This window comes from Hyphomicrobiales bacterium (assembly GCA_016710435.1).
Taxonomy (GTDB): Bacteria; Pseudomonadota; Alphaproteobacteria; order Rhizobiales; family Aestuariivirgaceae; genus Aestuariivirga.
Genome location: JADJVV010000001.1, coordinates 2,295,225 through 2,313,887 on the forward strand (window position 1 = coordinate 2,295,225; position 18,663 = coordinate 2,313,887).

Consider the following 18,663-nt stretch of genomic DNA (forward strand, 5'->3'; position numbering starts at 1 on the left):
CTCAGCGACGGCGCTCTAAGGCGCGGAGACAGGCTTCCCCCCGACGTTCCCCTGAACTGTCTCCGCGCCACCCCTTTCCAAGAGAGATTTTCTTATGCAAGTAGCATCTGGAGAGACTGCGACTCGCCAGGGCCGAGGCGCCCGGGGAAGATCAATGCGGGTATTGGTAATCGAGGACGACCGCGAAGCGGGTACCTGGCTCGTGAAGGGCCTGGAAGAGTCCGGCCATGTGGCCGACCTCGCCACCGACGGCGAGGAAGGCCTCGCCATGGCCCGCGAAGGCATTCACGATGTCATGATCGTGGACCGCATGCTGCCCAAGCTCGACGGCCTTTCCATCATCAAGACCATTCGTGCCGAAGGAATCGCGACCCCGGTCCTCATCCTGAGCGCCCTTTCCGACGTGGATGAGCGGGTGAAGGGCCTGCGCGCCGGTGGCGACGACTACCTTGCCAAACCCTACGCTTTCTCCGAACTTCTGGCCCGCGTTGAGGGCATGAAACGGCGCGGCCCTGAACAGGTGCAGGACACCAAGCTTCGAGCGTGTGACCTGGAAATGGACCTCCTCTCGCGCAGCGTCTTGCGCGGTGGAAAGCCCATTCCCCTGCAGCCCCGCGAATTCAAGCTGCTGGAATATCTCGTCCGCAACGCCGGCCACATCGTCACCCGCACCATGCTGCTGGAAAACGTCTGGGATTATCACTTCGACCCGCAGACCAATGTGATCGACGTCCATGTCTCGCGCCTGCGCAGCAAGATCGACAAGGGTTTCGACGAGCCCTTGCTTCAGACGGTTCGTGGTGCCGGATATATGATCCGTGACAATTAATTCGAAGATCTTCCGCACCTCGACCTTCCGTCTCGCGGCCATCTACCTCATCTTCTTCGCCTTATCCGTCAGCTCCGTATTGGGCTATGTCTACTGGAATACGGTCGGCATCCTCGAACGCCAGACCGACGAGACGATCCGCGCCGAGGTGCAGGGCCTGTCTGACCAGTACCGGCTTCTCAGCCTCGCGGGCGTCGTGGATGTGGTGAAGCGGCGCATCGAGGAGGGCGGTGGCTCCATCTACCTGCTCGTCAATTCCGACCTGGAACGGATCATCGGCAACATTGACATGTTGCCTGCCGCCAATACCGGCGAAGCGGGTTGGGTGGATTTCCCGATTGCCGTCGGCAAGGGCATCGCCCGCCAGCGCCATACGGGCCGCGCCTATCACGCGCCCCTCCCCGGAGGCTACCTCCTGCTCGTCGGCAGGGACGTGGAAGAACAGCGGCTCTTCAGCACAACAATCCGTCAGGCGGTGAGCTGGGCCCTGGGGCTCGCGCTCGTGCTGGGCCTTGGCGGCGGTTGGCTTCTCAGCCGCAACTTCCTGCGCCGGGTCGATGCCATCACCGAGACGAGCCGCACCATCATGGCGGGCGACTTCACGCAGCGCATGCCCGTTTCCGGTTCCGATGACGAACTGGATCGGCTGGCCCAATCCCTCAACGATATGCTGGGACAGATCGAACGCCTGATGGCGGGCATGAAAGAGGTGTCCGGCAACGTGGCACACGACCTGCGCACGCCACTCACCCGCATGCGCGCCCGGATCGAATCCGCGCTCCGCTCCGACGAACCCGCTGGCCACAAGTTGGCGCTGGAAAAGACGCTGGAAGACAGCGACCGCTTGCTCAGCACCTTCAACGCGCTTCTCTCCATCGCCCGGGCGGAGGCAGGCCAGTCCCGCGAAGGACTGGCGGAGACGGATGCGGCAAGCATCGTGCATGAGGTAGCGGAACTCTACGAGCCCATCGTGGAGGACGCCGGCGGAACGCTGAAGCTGGAGGTGGAGCCGGACATTCCCGTGCGTGCCGACCGCCAGCTTCTGGCGCAAGCCCTGAGCAACCTTCTCGACAACGCCCTCAAATACGGCGGCACGGAAGAGGCCAAGGGAACGGTCGTGACCGTCACGGCAAAGTCCGTGGACGGCAAGGCCGTCATCACCGTTGCTGACACCGGGAGCGGCATCGCACCCGAAGACCGCACTCGTGTGCTGGACCGCTTCGTGCGTCTGGACGAAAGCCGCAACAAGCCCGGCAATGGCCTGGGACTCAGCCTCGTCTCCTCCGTCATGAAACTCCACGGCGGCTCGCTGACGCTGGAGGATGCAGGCCCCGGCCTTCTGGCCAAGCTGGAATTGCCCTTGCTGGCAGAGGCGCGCAGCCCCGCCTGAGACATTCGGCAGCGTCTCAAGCATCTCGACATCGCCGGGTTGTGCGCTATCACCGTTCCATGAGCCTTGCCCTGAAAGACCGTATACACGGCCACTGGCCTTTGGGCCTCGATACCGCGGCCATCGTGCGTTTTCGCGAAGGTGTGGTACCCGCGATACTGCGCCGCCTCGACGCGGCCCGGCCGCTCGTGGACGCCATCGTCTCCGCCTCACCCTATCTGCGCGGCCTTCTCGCCCATGACCCGGAATTCGCCGCCACATGCCTTGAGACTTCGCCAGAGGAAATCCTTGCAAGTATCTGCGCAGAAACTGAAAAATCGGCTTATGCGGGAGATATAGCAGAGACGGCGAAGCTGTTGCGACAATTCAAAGCGAAGGCGGCGCTGCTGTTGGGCCTCGCGGATATCGGCCGCGCCTGGCCACTCGAAACAGTGACGCAAGCTCTCACCCGGTTTGCCGACACCGCTGTGTCGGCTGCCGTCAACGCGCTGCTGCTTGAAGCCCGCGCGGGCGGCAAACTCGTGCTCAACGATCCCGCTCGGCCATCGCTCGACTGCGGCTACACCGTCATCGCCATGGGCAAGCATGGCGCGGGCGAACTCAATTATTCCAGTGACATTGACCTGATCGTCCTGTTCGATCCCGAGACCATGCCCGTGGCAGAGGGGCAGGAGGCTTCATCAATCGCGATCCGCATCACCCGCAAGCTGGTGAGTCTGCTTCAGGACGTGGATGAAAACGGCTACGTCTTCCGGACCGACCTTCGCCTGCGCCCCGACCCCCGCGCCACCCAGGTGGCAATCGCCATCGAGGCGGCGGCCAACTACTACGAAAACCTCGGCCAGAACTGGGAACGCGCCGCCTACATCAAGGCCCGCGCCGCAGCGGGCGACATCGCGCTCGGCGAGGAGTTCCTGGCGCGGCTCCGCCCTTACGTCTGGCGCAAGTACCTCGACTTCGCCTCCATCTCCGATGTGCAGTCGTTGATCCGGCAAATCCACGCCGTGAAGGGCCATGGCGAAATCGCCGTTGAAGGTCACAATCTCAAGCTCGGCCGCGGCGGCATCCGCGAGATCGAATTCTTCGTCCAGACGCAACAACTGATCGCCGGAGGCCGCAATCCGAAACTGCGGGGGCGCTCGACATTGGCGATGTTGCAGGCCTTGGCCGACGCGCGCTGGATCACGCCGGACACGGCCGCGGAGCTGACCGAGTGCTATGTCGTCCTGCGAACTTGCGAGCACCGCGCCCAGATGATCGATGACCACCAGACCCACCACGTGCCGTCGAAGCCCGAGGCCTTCGAGAATTATGCACGCCTCTGCGGCTGCGGCCATGGTGGTGCCCTTGCGGGAAAATTGCGGGGCGTGCTGGAGACAGTTCAGCGCCATTCCTCGCGCCTGTTCGAAACCTCTGATGCGTTGGCAGGCGAGAGCGGCAGCCTCGTTTTCACCGGCGGCGAGGATGATCCCGAAACCATCGAGACACTGGAACGCATGGGCTTCCAGCAACCGTCGGAAGTCTCTGCCACCATCCGCGGTTGGCATTTCGGACGGTATGCGGCGACCCGAACGCGCCGTGCCCGCGAAGACCTCACCGAACTCATGCCTGCCTTGCTTCAGGCCCTGGCGCGCGATGGCGATGCCGACCGCGCTTTCACCTCCTTCGATCGTTTCCTCTCCGGCCTTGGCGCGGGCGTTCAGCTTTTTGCCATGCTGAAGGCGAACCCCGGGCTTCTTGACCTGATCGCCCGCATTCTCGGAACTGCGCCGCGTCTGGCGGAAGGCATGAGCCGCCGCCCACGCGTACTGGAAGCGGTGCTCGAACCTGGCTTCTTCGGGCCGCTGCCCCCGCGTGAGCAGGTGCAGGCCCTGGCCGATCAGATTCTCCCGGCCGATCTGTCGCTGGAAGAAGCCATGGACCGCGCCCGCGTGCTGGGCCGCGAACAGCAATTCCGTGTGGGCGTGCGCGTGCTCTCCGACACCTTGTCGGCCGAGGAGGCGGGCACGGGCTTCGCCAACATCGCCGACATGATGATCGGGCACCTCCTCGCCGCATCCAGGCGGGACATGGAAACCCGTCACGGCCCGATCGAACAGGGCCGCGTCGCGGTGATCGCCATGGGCAAGCTGGGGGGGCGCGAAATGACGGCCTCGTCTGATCTGGACCTCATCCTGATCTACGATCATCCGCAGGATGTGAGCCAGTCGTCGGGAAATCGTCCGCTCAGTGCCGGGCAATATTACCAGAGGCTCACACAACGTTTCGTCTCTGCTCTCACGGTGCCCACCGCCGAAGGGCCGCTCTACGAGGTGGACATGCGCCTCCGCCCATCGGGCAGCAAGGGACCGGTGGCCGCAAGTTTTCCGAGCTTCAAGGCCTATCACGCCGAGAGCGCCTGGACCTGGGAGAAGCTCGCCATGACCCGCGCCCGCGTGGTGGCAGGCGACACCAGCCTGGTGGCCGAGCTTGAGGAGGCCATCAAGGGCTTCCTCTCCGCCCGCCGCGACGAGGCCGCCACCCGGAAGGATGTGGTTGACATGCGCAGTCTCATGCTGCGCGAACATCTCCCCAAGATCGTGTGGGACATCAAGCGCATGCGGGGCGGTCTGGTGGAACTGGAGTTCATCGCCCAGTTCCTGCAACTGCTGCATGCCCACGATCATCCCGGCGTGTTGCGCACCAACACGGTGGCGGCATATGAAGCCTTGCAGGCAGCATCTGTTCTCACGGCCGCTGATGCGTTCCAGTTGGTCGAGGCCTCGCGCCTTTTCCATCGGCTCACGCAAGTGCTGCGGCTCTGCCTCGACCACACCTTCGAACCCGACAAGGCTCTGCCAGGCTTGAACCGGGCCATTGCTGCGGCTGCCCAGGTGCCGGACGTGCGCATTGCCGAGGACGTGCTTCGGGAAAAGGAAGCCGGCATTGCCGCCCTCTTTGACCGTCTGGTGGGGCCGCCCGCACCCTGAACCGGCTTGCGGAAAAAATCGTGAACATCAGCGACGGAATCTCACGGGCCGTCCGTCTTGTGTGTGGAAACCGGTTCCACACATGACAATCGACGGCAACACATCAGGAGATCAAAGTGAGGAAAACCATTGTTCTGGCAGCCGGTCTGGCCCTTCTTGCGGGCAGCACCGCCTTCGCCAACGAACCCTATCTGCCCCGCACCCAGAAGGGGTTCGACAAGGCGGACGCCAACCATGACGGCAAGCTCGCCCTGGCAGAATTCACCCCGCTGGCTGAACGCCGCCTGCAGAAAATGGACGGCAACGGCGACAAGGCCGTAACAGCTGCGGAAATCGAGGCCCGCCTTCAGGAGGTGTTGAAGCGCCGCCTGGAACGCACCATGGCTCTCATGGATACCGACAAGGATGGATCAATCACCCAGCGGGAACTCGACAAGATCGCCGCCGACATGTTCAATAGCGCCGACACCGACAAGGACGGAGACCTGAGCATGGCGGAAGCCCACGACTTCAAGCGTGGTGTCTGGCGCAAGGGCTATGTGGCGCAACCAGGCTCCTCCGCCGGAACAGGCAACTGACGGAGACGCCTTGGCCATCACGCCATACCGCGAACGGCCCATGGCGGGTCTGCATCAGGCCACTGATGCGGACCTGCTGGTGCATGCCGGGCGGCGTGAAGCCCACGCCTTTGCCGCGCTGGTGGACCGGCATTTCCCCGTCGTTCACCGCGTGGTGTGGCGAATGATGAATGGACACGCCGATGCCGAGGATGTGGCCCAGGAGGCCTTCCTGCGGCTGTGGCGCGATCCCTCTCAGGTGCGCGAGGGGCCAGCCCTGCGGGGATGGCTCATACGCGTTGCGAGTAACATTGTGATGGACCGTTTCAGGGTCAAACCCATGCTGGAGTTGGATGAAACAGGCGAACTGGCCGATGGCCGTGGAACGGCGGAGGATGCGATGGACAGAAGCCGCGCCGTCGCCACCATCGACGCTGCCGTTGCAGGCCTTCCCGAACGGCAAAAGCTGGCGATGACGCTGGTGCATTTCGAACAGATGACCAACATCGCCGCCGCCGCCATCATGGACGTCAGCGTGGATGCCCTTGAATCCCTTCTGGCGCGGGCCCGCCGCAGCCTCAAGGAACGCCTTGCCCCCGACAAGTCAACGCTGCTGGCGACACTCGCCGCAGAAAGGACCTGAGCCATGAACCGCAACCATGAACCCATGACAGACCGGGAACTTGATCTCCTGCTGGCCCATGCAACAGTGCCATCATTGCCGGAAGGTGCGCGCGACCGGCTGATGCAGCGGCTTGCGGGCGAGGCATCATCGCCACCCGCGAATACGGTTGTTCCGTTCCGGCGGGCGGCTGCAGCGCCCTCGCGGATTGGCTGGCTGGCGGGTTTGCCCCTTGCCGCATCATTGGCGCTCGGCATCTACCTGGGCAGCGGCGGCACGCTTGAGAATTATCTGCCGTCCACCGCCTACGACATGTTGGCAGGGAACGCGGACGACGCCGTCACCGGCATCGAAGATGTGGAAAGTTTCAACGAGGACGATCTTTCATGAGCGACGCGATGACACCGATCGAACCGCCCGTGACAGCAGAGTCGGCCATCCGCCGCCCCTGGCTGCCGCAGTTGCGCTCACGATGGTGGACGCTGCTGCTCGGCGTCTCGTTGATGGCGAACCTGCTGGTGATCGGGCTGGCCCTGGGCTTCGGCTATGAGGGCCGCAGGGCCGAGCGCCTGATGGGGGCCAGCTACATCCAGATGATCCCCCGCGATTTCCTCCGCAACCTGCCACGCGAGCGGCGTGAAGAGTTGATGGGGATCGTGCACGACAAGCTGCATCAGCTGCGGGAACTCCGCGCCACGTCCGATGCCTCGCCGCTCAAACTGGCCGAAGCGCTGGAAAAACCAGATGCAAGCGATGCTGAAATCCGCGCGGCTGTCGAAGCCTTTGCGACAGGCAACGGCAGCCTCGCAGCGGGTGGCGCAGGCGTCACCATGGAAATCGTCAGCAAACTGACGCCGGACGAGCGCAAGGAACTCGCCCAGGCCATCCGCGACCGGGCCGAACGCGCCGCACGCCGCCGCCGCAATTGAGAAGGCTCAGGCCGAGGGCAGGGTGACGGTCACGGTTGTCCCGCGGCCCACCACGCTCACGATGTCGAGTGTGCCATTGTGCAACTCGACGAGCGAACGCGAGATGGCGAGGCCGAGGCCTGAGCCGCCGCGACTCTTGGTGAACTGGTTTTCCACCTGCTCGAAGGGCCGCCCGAGCTTCTGAATGTCCCGCTGCGGAATGCCGATGCCCGTGTCCGTGATCGTGAACACGAAGTTGGTCGCCGTCGTGCGCCCGCTGATCGTCACCTTGCCGCCTTCGGGTGTGAACTTTACCGCATTGGAGAGCAGGTTGATCAAAACCTGCTTCAGGGCGCGGCGGTCTGCACGGAACGGGCGCGCATTCTCGCTGTCCTGAACAAGTGTCAGCTTGCCCTCGGTAGCGCGTGGCCCCACCAGGCGCATCACTTCCTCCAGCAGGGAGGGGAACGACAACTCGCTGATCTCGAGGTCCAGACGGCCGGCTTCGATCTTGGACATGTCGAGAATGTCATTGATCACGTCGAGCAGGAACTGGCCACTGCGGCGAATGTCGTTGGCATATTCAATGTATTTTGGCGTACCGAGCGGACCAAAAAACTCGTTCGTCATCACCTCGCTGAAGCCGATGATGGCATTGAGCGGCGTGCGCAATTCATGGCTCATGTTCGCGAGGAATTCGGACTTGGAGCGGTTCGCCGCCTCGGCGCGTGCCTTTTCGCTCGCATACTTGTCCGCCAGTTCGGCGAGACGCTGCGATTGTTCTTCGGCTGTCTGCCGTTCCTTCTGCAGGTCGCGCACGGCCTCCATCAGGGTCTTTTCAGACGACAGCAGGTTCTCCTCCTGCTTCTTCAGCGGCGTGATGTCGGTGCCCACGGAAACAAAGCCGCCGTCCTTGGTGCGCCGTTCGTTGATCTGCAGCCAGCGCCCATCGGCAAGCTGCACTTCGACGGAACGCGCCCCGGACTTGTCGATGATCTGCCCCGGCACATACTGCTTCACCACCGGCTCGCGTGAGGACTGCGCAACCACATTGTAGTGGGTGCCCGGCAGGCAGACCGATGCGGGCAACGAATGGAACTGCTGGTACTTGCTGTTGCACAGCACGAGCCGGCTTTCCGTGTCCCACAACACGAAGGCTTCGGAGATATTCTCGATCGCGTCCTTCAGGCGCACTTCGGCGTCCTGGTTCAACTTGTCCAGTTCCTTCTGCCGCGAAATGTCGAAGACGATGCCAACCAGATGCGGGGCGTCGATATCCTGAGTGAGGTGCCCCGGTGCGAGATCGGCGCGGGCCCGCAACCACACCCACTGGCCATTCACATGACGCATGCGGAATTCGTGGTCGAAATCCAGGCTGTTGCGCTTCAGCAGGTCATCAACAAGCTTGTCGAGCGGCTGGTCGAGCGGATGCATCAGCGCCGCAACATCGCGGTAGGGCAGCATGTTGCCCTGGCTCTCCAGCCCGAGGATATTGAACATCGAGGCGGACCAGAAGATGCGTCCCGACGAAATATCCCAGTCCCACAGGCCGCAGCCGCCACCATCCAAGGCCTTGTCGAGGCGCACGGTAGCAAGCGCCAGCAGATCGTCGGCCTCTATGGCGCGTGCAGACTGCCAGTGAAACGATCCCGCAAGCATGGTGAGGATGAGCAGGGTGACGCCGAACAACATGGCAAGCTGGTTTGCGTTGGCATTCCACTGGCCGAGGAACCCGGTTTCGGCCTGCGCCACGATGAGGCTGCCACCGAGGCGGCCGAGATCGCGCGACACAACATGAAGCGGTGAACCATTTGCCGCAGGCACGATCACCAGCGACTTGCCATTGACCGGCACAGCGGTGAAGACATCACTGGCAATGGCATCCGTCAGTGGCTTGCCGACGGCAGCGAATTCAGCAGGCTGCGAGGCCAGCACCAGTCCTGCGCTATCGACCAGGACGAAGGCGCGGCTGTCGCTCAACGCACCCGGCGCGAGGCTTTGCGACAGCAGATCGCCGTCAACCACCGTGACTGGAGCTTCGAGACTCCGCAGCCGCAACGCCTGCGCCGCCGCATCCGCATGGAGCAGCGTGAACGCACTCTGATCCGTCATGTGGCTGTGCCGGTATTCCGACAGTTTCATCAGCAGCGCACCAGCGAGCGACAACAGGAACAGGGCAGTGAGAATGAGAATCATCCAGCGCAGCACGCGCTCGGAAATGCGGATCGATGGAAAACCCGGAAACGGCAGGCGCACCCGGAGACTCCGGTCGCGTGTAAACCATTCCTTGATGAGGGTTCGCTGCAAGATCTGTCCAGTACCAAACGGGGCGCACGGGCTGGCCTGTTCGGCAACCGTGGAGGCTCAGAATCAAGCCCGCGCTGTGCAACCGGAATAACGCGCGCGGGTCTGATTTGCCAAGCCGCGACGCGCACTTCACCGGATTCTGGCGCGGGTTCAATCCCCCAATGTTCTTGTTATGATCTCGAATACATCACGCGAGAGTGCGTCGCTCGCAAGAATGCGGCGCATGTGCCCGCTTGCTGCCGTCTGCCGGGGCGCATCGAATTGCCGCCAACTGCGGAACCCCGTGGCCATGCGCGCAGCGACCTGCGGGTTGATGGCGTTGAGGCGGATGATGGCATCCGCAACCAATCCATACCCCGCGCCGTCGGCCGCATGGAAGCCTGCGAGGTTGCCGCTGAACGCGCCAATGAGCGCATAGACGCGGTTTGGCGTGGTCCAGGTGAACAGCGGATGCGCCGTCAGGCTCTTCACCCGTTCGGCGGCACCCGGCAACGGCACCTGAGCAGACAGCATCAGCCACTTGTCGACAAGCAGCGGGTCGGATTGATGACGCGAGAGGAACTGCGCCAGCAGCGCATCTGCATCAGCCGTTGCAAGCACTGCCGCGAGCGCGCCCATCTCTGCTGTCATGTGACGTGGCTCAGCGAGTTCGGCGCGGGCGAGTGAAACAGCCCTGTTGGGATCGGCGACCGCAATGAGCGAGAGACTGGCATAGCGGAGTGCGCGCCGTCCCGTGCTTTGCGAGTCCGGAATGTAGTCACCCGTGTCCGCCGTGCGCGCAAATACGGCGTCCAGTTCGGACAAGAGGCCAGCCGCAACGGAGGCCCGCACGGACTGGCGCGCGGCCCTGATAAGGTCGGCGTTGATGTCCTTGCCGATGGTCGCGGCAATCTCGGCTTCCGGCGGAAACTCCAGCATAAGAGCCTTGAAGGCGTCATCGGCGTCCGCATCGGTCAATGTGCGCGAAAGGGCGGCCGCGAAGGCGCGGGTATCCGGCGCCGCGGCGTTGTGTTGCAAGGCGTGATAGCCCTCGACCAGCAGATCGCGGGAGAGCACTTGCGCCGCCTCCCAGCGGTTGAAGCTGTCGCTGTCGTGGCCCATGAGGAAGAGGCGGTCCGCCTCGCTCGCATCGGTCGTCAGCACCACAGGTGCCGAGAAGCCACGGTTGAGCGAAAGCACTGGCCGCTCGCGCAACCCCGTGAAGCGGAAGGTTTGCTGCAATGTCGAGAGTTCGATGACCGGCTGGTTCAACGCGCCAACACCGTCGAGGTGAAGGGGAAGGTCGCGCCCGTCCGGCCCGACAAGCCCAATGCCCAGCGGCATATGCAGCGGCAGCTTCTCCTCCTGCCCTGGCGTCGCGGGCGTGGCCTGCGCCACAGTGACGTCAAGCGCCCGCGCCTTTGCATCGTAGTGCGTGCTCACGCTCACCAGCGGCGTTCCGGCCTGTTCGTACCAGCGGAAGAAATGGCTGAGATCGCGGCCTGACGCATCGGCCATGCAGCGGACGAACTGCTCCACCGTGGCGGCTTCGCCATCATGCCGCTGGAAGAAGAGATCCATGGCCTTTCGGAAGGCAGGCTTGCCGATCAGCGTCTGCATCATGCGGCACAGTTCGGCACCCTTCTCATAGACCGTGGGCGTATAGAAATTGTTGATCTCGATGTAGCTCGAAGGCCGGACGGCATGGGCCAGCGGCCCCTGGTCTTCGGGGAACTGACGTGCCCGTAAAGTGCGCACATCCTCGATCCGCTTTACGGCGCGCGAGCGCACGTCCGACGTGAACTCCTGGTCGCGGAAAACGGTGAGGCCTTCCTTCAGGCACAGCTGGAACCAGTCGCGGCAGGTGATGCGATTGCCGGTCCAGTTATGGAAATATTCATGCGCGATGATGCGCTCGATGTTGACATGGTCTGCATCCGTCGCGGTCTCGGGCCGCGCCAGGATGTATTTGTCGTTGAAGATGTTGAGGCCCTTGTTCTCCATGGCGCCCATGTTGAAATCGGACACGGCCACGATGTTGAACACGTCGAGGTCATATTCCCTGCCAAATGCAGTTTCGTCCCATCGCATCGAGGTCTTGAGCGACTCCATGGCCCATGCGCAACGATCCTCCTTTCCCTGTTCCACATAGATGCCAAGAGAAACTGGCCGGCCCGACATTGTCGTGAACACATCATGCACACTGGCAAGGTCGCCCGCCACCAGCGCAAAGAGATAGGACGGCTTGGGATGCGGATCATGCCACTCCGCGAAATGACGTTCTGTTCCGGCGATGTCGCCCCGCTTGCCCGGATTGCCGTTGCACAGAAGCACGGGGAGGGACCGGGGCGCTTCGATCCGGACGTCGTAGGTTGCCATCACATCGGGGCGGTCGTGGAAGAAGGCAAAGCGCCGAAAGCCCTCGGCTTCCATCTGCGTGCAATAGGCTCCGGTCGATAAGTAAAGACCTGATAGCGCCGTGTTGGCCTGTGGATTGCAAACTTGTTCGATGCCAAGCTTGAACGGTCCCGTCGGCACAGCGGCAAGCGTGAGAAGATCACCGGCATATGTGTAGCCGGAATCAGCCAGTGGCGCACCGTCGATGGTGATGGAAACGAGTTGCAGTCCTTCGCCATGCAGCACCATCGGCCCCTGCGCGCGGGGCTCCACACGCATTTCTGACCGGACACGCGTTGATGTGGGATGCAGTTCGATGCTCAGGCTCACATGGCGGATTGCCTGCGATGGCGGCGCATAATCGGCGAGGTGAATGGCGGGTGGCGGGTCAGCGCTCATGTGTAATCTCCGTGCAACGGGGATAGCCAAAGCCCGTGCGATTGCCAAATCTAGCCGTTGACCAGCGTACGCGCCAACTGGTTATGGCGCATCACCACGCCCGCCACGTCGGCGGTTTGCAAAACACCTTCGCGCACAACGATCTTGCCGTTGATGAGACTGAGCGCCGCGCGCACGGGTGATGCGAACAGGAGGGCCGCGACAGGATCATGCTGGGCTCCCGCATGCTCGATGCCGCGCATGTCGAATGCGACGATGTCGGCCGCCATGCCGGGCGCGAGATGTCCGATGTCCGTCCGGTTCAGTACAGCCGCGCCACCCCGTGTCGCCATCTCCAACGATTGCCGTGCCGTCAATGCGTCCGGGCCAAACCCCACCCGTTGCAACAGCAACGCCTGACGCGCTTCGCCGAGCATGTGGGCGCCGTCATTTGAAGCGGACCCGTCAACGCCGAGGCCCACATTGATGCCCGCCCGGCGCATCTTGCTGATGGGCGCGATGCCGGACGCAAGACGCATGTTGGAGCAGGGGCAATGCGCCACGCCAGTGCCGCTGCGGGCGAAGCGATCGATGCCATCATCATCGAGCTTGACGCAATGGGCGTGCCATGTGTCGGGCCCGGTCCAGCCCAGATCTTCGGCATACTGCGCCGGCGTGCAGCCGAACTTCTCGAGGCTGTAGGCCACATCGTCGTCGTTCTCCGCGAGATGCGTGTGAAGTGAAACGCCAAGCGACCGCGCTAGGGCCGCGGTGTCACGCATGAGTCCGGTCGAGACCGAGAATGGTGAGCAGGGGGCCAGCACCACGCGGCACATGCTGCATTCAGATGGATCGTGATACGTCTCGCCAAGGCGCTGCATGTCGCGCAGGATGAAGCTTTCGTCTTCCACCACGCTGTCGGGCGGTAGTCCACCTTTACTCTCGCCCACGCTCATGGCGCCCCGCGCAGCATGAAATCGCATGCCAATCTGTTGCGCCGCGGCAATGGAGTCATCCAGCCTGCATCCGTTGGGGTAAATATAGAGATGATCGCTCGAGGTCGTGCAGCCGGAGAGCATGAGCTCCGCCATGGCGGTCTGCGTGGAAACGCGGATCATCTCCGGCGTGAGCCGGGCCCAGATGGGATAGAGCGCCTTCAGCCAGTTGAACAGGTCGGCATCCTGGGCGGCGGGCACGGTACGCGTGAGCGATTGATACATGTGATGGTGGGTGTTGATCATGCCCGGCATCACCACGTGGCCGCTGCAGTCAATCACCTCCTGCGCGGGCGGCAGTCGTCCATGCGACGCGTGGATGGAGACGACGCGATTGCCCTTCACCAGCACGGAACCGCCTGCGAGTTCCCGGCGCGCGTCATCCATCGTCACCAGCACGGCCGCGTTCTTCAACAGCGTTGTTGTCATCTCATGGCCTCACGGATCGCCCGGCACGCCATAGCGAGGGGCCTGCGTGGGATCGATCGCCCTCTGCAAATAGGCACCCATCTGCGGCTTGTAGGCGATCCACAGCTTCCGCAATGTCGCGACGGGATCATGGTCATCCCAATCGACGCGGAGCGACACGAGAGGAAATGGCGCGGTGTGATGGACAAGCAGCGCCGCCGAGTGCACGGGACCTTCTTCACCACCAGACGCGAGACCAGCCTCCAGTGCGCGCAACAGGCGCTCTGCCAGATGTTCACCAACACTTGCGGCAAACGCGGCCGTCATCACCTGAGGCAGGGTGGAAGATTTGAGAAGATTGCCGGCTGCCACGCAATCTTGCTGTTCTGAAACACCATGCGTGCCAAGGATCTCTTTACCCGAAAAACTGGCGCTGGTGCCATGCCGGTCCACCGCCGTCAGCTGGCGGTATTCCCGGTGCGGCCTATCTTGAATAAGCGAACGAATTGCGTCGCTTGCGCTCAACCCTTCAGCCATCTTGTCAAGCAACAACGGTCCCAGGTTGGGGTCGGTGACGTTCTGCGTGGCGACCGCGCCAACGCCTGCCCGCGCATGCGGACAGCGCGCGCCCACGGCAATTGATGAGGTGGTGATGGCAACACCGAATGCACCCGTCTTGGCGCAGCGCCCCGCGATGGAAAATGTCATGGCATCAATCCGGAATAACGGCCGTGGCTTCGATCTCGACGAGCCACTCCGGGCGCGCCAGCGCGCTGATGACGAGTCCCGTGGAACAGGGGAATACGCCCTTCAGCCAGTTGCCCATCTCGCGATACACATCCTGCCGGTAGCGAATGTCGGTGAGATAGATGACAACCCGGCACACGTGATCAATGCTGCCGCCCGCTTCTTCCATCAGCATCTTGATGTTGGCCATGGCCTTGCGCGTCTGCAACGTGGCATCGCCGACGTGCAGTGACTCGCGCGTGTCGAGGTCCTGGGAAATCTGTCCGCGCACGAACACCATGGTACCCCGCGCCACAACAGCTTGGCAGAGGTCGTTGTCGAGTTTCTGTTCGGGGTAGGTGTCCTTGGTGTTGAAGGGACGGATGCGGGTGTGGGCTGTCATGCTGTTGCTCGGCGGTCATCGGTTGTGGAAAGGTCGGCGCGGCTCAGCGCTCGTTCAGGTGAAACCATATATTGCCCACAAGCGGGAAGGAAAGGCCAGCACCGGGAGATGGTTCAGTCCTCCGCGACATCTTCCCCGGAGAGCGGCATCAGGCGCCCATAACTGCGGCTGGAATAGATCAGCGGCGGCTCGCTGCCGCGTTCCGCCACGATGACCCGGCCAATGAAGATGCGGTGGGTGCCTGCATCGTGAATGGTTTCCGTCTCGCATTCGAAGTGCGCGGCAGCACCTGGCAAAACCGGCATGCCGGCGGCGCCGAATTCCCAGCCGTGCCGGCCGAAATCATAGGCCTCCCCGCGAATGGGCCGTCCTGAAAAGATGCGGGCCACTTCGGATTGCGATTGCGCCAGGATATTCACCGCAAACCGGCCATTCTGCGTGATGGCGGCCACGCAAGGATTGCGGCGGTTCACGCAGACAAGCAGCAAAGGGGGCTCGGCGGAAACCGAGGCCAGCGCGCTCACGGTGAGGCCGAACCGTCCCGCAACGCCAGCCGTGGTGACGACGGTGACGCCGGTGGCCGCTGCTCCCATGGCTTGCACGAAATCTTCCGATTTCACGGCCTGGCCCATGGGCCCCGTCGGGTTCACTACGTTCATGGTTCCTCTTTCACCACGCGGATACGGAACCGAATGTCGCACAGATTTCAGGAACAGGCCAGTTGCCGGGAGATGATGTGACGCGGCCCCTCCGGCGCATCGGCCCATTGCGGATGGCGGCGAGCCAAGTATTGTAAGGGCTACAGCGCGCAGCGCAGCACATGCTTATGTGCCGGCTTTCAATTTCCAGGAGTTCACCCATGAAGCCCAACACCACCATCATCGGGGCGGGCATCGTGGGCATGTCCACTGCCGCCTTCCTGCAAAAGGCTGGCCATGATGTCACGGTCATCGACCGCGTGGGACCCGGCGAGGGCTGTTCCTTCGGAAACGCCGGCGGTGTCGCTTTCGCCGAGATCATGCCGACGGTGCACCCCCGTATCTTCCGCAAGCTTCCGGGCTGGCTGATGGATCCGCTGGGGCCCCTCACCATCCGCTGGAGCTATCTCCCCAAGGCTTTGCCGTGGTTCCTGGCGGCAGCGCGCAACGCCACTCCGGCCAGGGTGGAGTCCATCGTGCAGAGCCGTGCCGCGCTCGGCCTCCGCACCATTGCCGATTTCGAAACACTGCTGACGGACGCCGGGCGCAAGGATCTGCTGGTCTATCGCGAGACACTGCGCCTCTTTGACGACGAATCCCACTTCCGCGCCGAAGAGGAAGAACGCGAAACCAAGAAGCGGCTGGGCTTCCCTTGTGACGTCTTCACTGGCGATGAAGTTCGCGAGATGGAGCCCGCCGTGGGCAAGAATGTCATCCGCGGGGCCTCGCACGGCGGCTGGTATTTCGTGACGAACCCTGAAGGCGTGGTCAAGGCCATCGCCAAACGCGTCGTGGCCCATGGGGGAAAGCTGATCGCCGACGATGTGAAGGGCATCATCACGCAGGACGGTGCAGTGACCGCGCTCACGCTCGCAGGCGGCGGCCGTCATCCCGTGCAGAATCTCGTCGTCTGTGCTGGTGCCTATTCCCATCAACTGGCGCGTCAACTGGGCGAGCAGGTGCTGCTGGAAGCTGAGCGCGGCTATCACATTGTCTTGCCGGATCCCGGCATTTCTATTTCGCGCTCCCTCACCTACGCGCGGACGCCCGGAGTTGCGACCCCCATGGAGATGGGCCTGCGCATTGCCGGCACGGACGAATTCGCCGGTCTTGAGGCCGAACCGAACTATGCGCGGGCTGATAATTTATATCGTCTTTTCAAGCGCGTATTGCCGAACCTTCGCGCACCGGATGAGCGCGCTACCCGCTGGATGGGCCGCCGCCCCGGCACCGCCGATTCATTGCCCGTGATTGGTCGCTCGAAGACCATGCGCAACGTCGTCTATGGCTTCGGCCATGGCCACATGGGCCTCACCTGGGGCCCCACAACCGGGCGGCTGATATCGGAGATCATGTCGGGCGTTTCACCCAACATGGACATGACGCCATTCCGCGTGGACCGGTTCTAGATTCTTGCTGCCGCCAAAACGGCGCTGGACAATGGAGCCAAAGCGCCACGGTGACTGATGACATCAGCGGCAACATCTGCGCCATGGCGGGCGGCGTCGACAGCATCGCCGCGCTGGGCGTAGCGCGTCAGGAAGCCTGCCGCAAAACTGTCGCCTGCCGCGGATGTATCGACGATGGCGGGTGATGGCGATGCGGGAACATGGACCATCTGCGCACCGTCGTAGACATCCGCGCCGCGTGCTCCGTTCTTGACGACGACGACACGCGCGCCGCAGGCCATGTAACGCTTCGCCACCGCATCGGACGAGAAGTCACCGAACACCGCCTGTTCATCGTCGAGGCCGGGCAAGACCACGGACGAGACCCGCGCCGCTTCGAGAAAGAGGGACGCGGCGTCGGACCGCCCGCGCCAAACCTTGGGGCGGTAGTTTGTATCGAACGAGACGAGCGCACCCCGCGCCCTGGCTTCACCCAGAATCCTGATCAATGTGATTGCCGCATCAGGGGGCAGGATGCCGAGCGTGATGGCGGAAAAATGCAGCACGTCTGCCGAGGCGCAATGCCGTTCCACATGAGCTTGATCATCCGCCAGTCGCTTTGCCGCGGATGTGTCGCGCCAATAGGTGAAGCTGCGTTCGCCGTCCTTAACCGTGATCAGATACAGTCCCGGCGAAGCACCGGGGATGACACGGATGGGCGCGGTGTCGACCTCGGCAGCTTGCATGAAGGCGCGCATCTCGCCGGAAATCGCGTCATCACCCAGTGCCGTGAGATACGATACGCTCCACGCCCCAGGCAGCAGGTGCCGCGCGTACCACGCCGTGTTGAATGTATCCCCTGCAAATCCCTGCCGCAGCAACCCGTGTCCGGCATCCGACAATTCCACCATGCATTCGCCGATGGCAAGGAAGCGGGGCATGGGCTCAGTAGAGTTCCCGCACCGCTGCAAGTTCGTGTGCAAGCGCGGGGACGTCATTTGCCTTCACAGCTCTGTCCATGGCCGCGAGGCGCGGACTGATGAGCGCGGCAGAAATGGCAAAAAACTCGTTTTCGTCCAGGGTCTCGATCGGCTTGCCTTCTTCCGCCAGGAGCAGGGCGAGGCAGGCTGTTGCCATGACGGCCAAGTTGACGTCCGTGCCATTGAGATGCGCGAAACCCGCGCGTGCCGGACCGATGCGCGCGATGGCACGGGCCTCGGTCAGCGCCAGCAGGATCTGGGCCAGTCCGGTGATTTCATCGGGTGCAGGCGTGGCCTGTCCCGCCAGCGCACGCCGAGCCGCATCGATCCGGTGCTCCAGCACGAGGAATGGTGGTTCGGCATACCGTTCGAGGATGTGCCGCGTCGCACGGAAGAAATAGGCCGTAAACAGCGAGGTCATGGCGAGGCGGTTTTCCCGCACCGCCCGCGTCACTTCTTCCACCATGTGCGGAGCAAAAGGCGAGGGCAGGTTGCGCCATTGCGGCAGGAGCAGGCGGATGGAGGCATCAGCCCCGTATGACAGCACCGTGTCCACCAGCCGGGCAAGCCTGCCTACCAGCCGCGACAACACCGTGGGTTGGCCCGAGTCGGCCTGCGACATGTCACGCACATAATATTGCGCCGTCCGCAGCCCGTCGCGCACGCCTGCGGCCATGCAGACGGCATGGTCGGTGAGTGTTTCGGCGGATCGTACGGCAGTGCTCATGA

The 18,663-nt window shown here is 63.1% G+C and carries 16 protein-coding genes; 8 read left to right on the forward strand and 8 right to left on the reverse strand.

Annotated features, from left to right (window positions below):
- Positions 1-154: 154 nt before the first annotated feature.
- The 7 genes from IPM06_11105 (at position 155) to IPM06_11135 (ending at position 7,296) form a co-directional block, all read left to right on the forward strand.
- Entirely contained in the window at positions 155-829 is a 675-nt protein-coding gene (locus tag IPM06_11105; protein ID MBK8770966.1) for a response regulator transcription factor, read from the forward strand.
- Positions 819-2,219, forward strand: coding sequence for a HAMP domain-containing histidine kinase (locus tag IPM06_11110; protein MBK8770967.1), 1,401 nt, complete (start codon positions 819-821; stop codon positions 2,217-2,219). Before IPM06_11105 ends, IPM06_11110 begins: the two co-directional genes overlap by 11 nt.
- 59 nt (positions 2,220-2,278) lie before the next feature.
- Complete coding sequence (locus tag IPM06_11115; GenBank protein ID MBK8770968.1) at positions 2,279-5,188, forward strand: bifunctional [glutamine synthetase] adenylyltransferase/[glutamine synthetase]-adenylyl-L-tyrosine phosphorylase; 2,910 nt, start codon at positions 2,279-2,281, stop codon at positions 5,186-5,188.
- A gap of 116 nt (positions 5,189-5,304) precedes the next feature.
- Positions 5,305-5,766: a hypothetical protein gene (locus IPM06_11120; protein ID MBK8770969.1), complete on the forward strand. Its 462-nt coding sequence runs from the start codon at positions 5,305-5,307 to the stop codon at positions 5,764-5,766.
- Positions 5,767-5,776: 10 nt separating this feature from the next.
- Entirely contained in the window at positions 5,777-6,388 is a 612-nt protein-coding gene (locus tag IPM06_11125; GenBank protein ID MBK8770970.1) for a sigma-70 family RNA polymerase sigma factor, read from the forward strand.
- Positions 6,389-6,391: 3 nt separating this feature from the next.
- A complete protein-coding gene (locus IPM06_11130) occupies positions 6,392-6,757 on the forward strand; it encodes a hypothetical protein (GenBank protein MBK8770971.1) in 366 nt (121 codons plus the stop codon).
- Entirely contained in the window at positions 6,754-7,296 is a 543-nt protein-coding gene (locus IPM06_11135) for a periplasmic heavy metal sensor (GenBank protein ID MBK8770972.1), read from the forward strand. Before IPM06_11130 ends, IPM06_11135 begins: the two co-directional genes overlap by 4 nt.
- A 6-nt stretch (positions 7,297-7,302) precedes the next feature.
- On the opposite strand, the gene IPM06_11140 is transcribed toward IPM06_11135, so the two are convergent.
- The 6 genes from IPM06_11140 to IPM06_11165 form a co-directional block, all read right to left on the reverse strand.
- Positions 7,303-9,582, reverse strand: a complete 2,280-nt coding sequence (locus tag IPM06_11140) for a PAS-domain containing protein (protein ID MBK8770973.1) — start codon at positions 9,580-9,582, stop codon at positions 7,303-7,305.
- 150 nt (positions 9,583-9,732) lie between these two features.
- Positions 9,733-12,357: an aminopeptidase N gene (gene pepN, locus IPM06_11145; protein MBK8770974.1), complete on the reverse strand. Its 2,625-nt coding sequence runs from the start codon at positions 12,355-12,357 to the stop codon at positions 9,733-9,735.
- A 50-nt stretch (positions 12,358-12,407) separates the two neighbouring features.
- A complete protein-coding gene (locus IPM06_11150) occupies positions 12,408-13,760 on the reverse strand; it encodes an 8-oxoguanine deaminase (protein MBK8770975.1) in 1,353 nt (450 codons plus the stop codon).
- Between the two features lie 9 nt (positions 13,761-13,769).
- Positions 13,770-14,447 carry a DUF1028 domain-containing protein gene (locus IPM06_11155; protein ID MBK8770976.1) on the reverse strand — a complete coding sequence of 226 codons (678 nt, stop codon included), beginning with the start codon at positions 14,445-14,447 and terminating at the stop codon, positions 13,770-13,772.
- A 4-nt stretch (positions 14,448-14,451) separates the two neighbouring features.
- Positions 14,452-14,868 (reverse strand): RidA family protein, encoded by a 417-nt coding sequence (locus IPM06_11160; GenBank protein MBK8770977.1) that lies wholly within the window; start codon positions 14,866-14,868, stop codon positions 14,452-14,454.
- A gap of 113 nt (positions 14,869-14,981) precedes the next feature.
- On the reverse strand, positions 14,982-15,527 hold the full coding sequence (locus IPM06_11165) for a flavin reductase (protein ID MBK8770978.1): 546 nt from the start codon (positions 15,525-15,527) through the stop codon (positions 14,982-14,984).
- A gap of 200 nt (positions 15,528-15,727) precedes the next feature.
- Here IPM06_11165 and IPM06_11170 point away from each other — a divergent pair, with 200 nt between their 5' ends.
- On the forward strand, positions 15,728-16,975 hold the full coding sequence (locus IPM06_11170; GenBank protein ID MBK8770979.1) for an FAD-binding oxidoreductase: 1,248 nt from the start codon (positions 15,728-15,730) through the stop codon (positions 16,973-16,975).
- On the opposite strand, the gene IPM06_11175 is transcribed toward IPM06_11170, so the two are convergent.
- The gene (locus IPM06_11175; GenBank protein MBK8770980.1) at positions 16,972-17,895 is read right to left on the reverse strand and encodes a sugar kinase; all 924 of its coding nucleotides are present in this window, start codon (positions 17,893-17,895) and stop codon (positions 16,972-16,974) included. The two genes, IPM06_11170 and IPM06_11175, sit on opposite strands and share 4 nt — an antisense overlap.
- A 4-nt stretch (positions 17,896-17,899) precedes the next feature.
- Complete coding sequence (locus IPM06_11180) at positions 17,900-18,661, reverse strand: hypothetical protein (protein MBK8770981.1); 762 nt, start codon at positions 18,659-18,661, stop codon at positions 17,900-17,902.
- Positions 18,662-18,663: the final 2 nt, after the last annotated feature.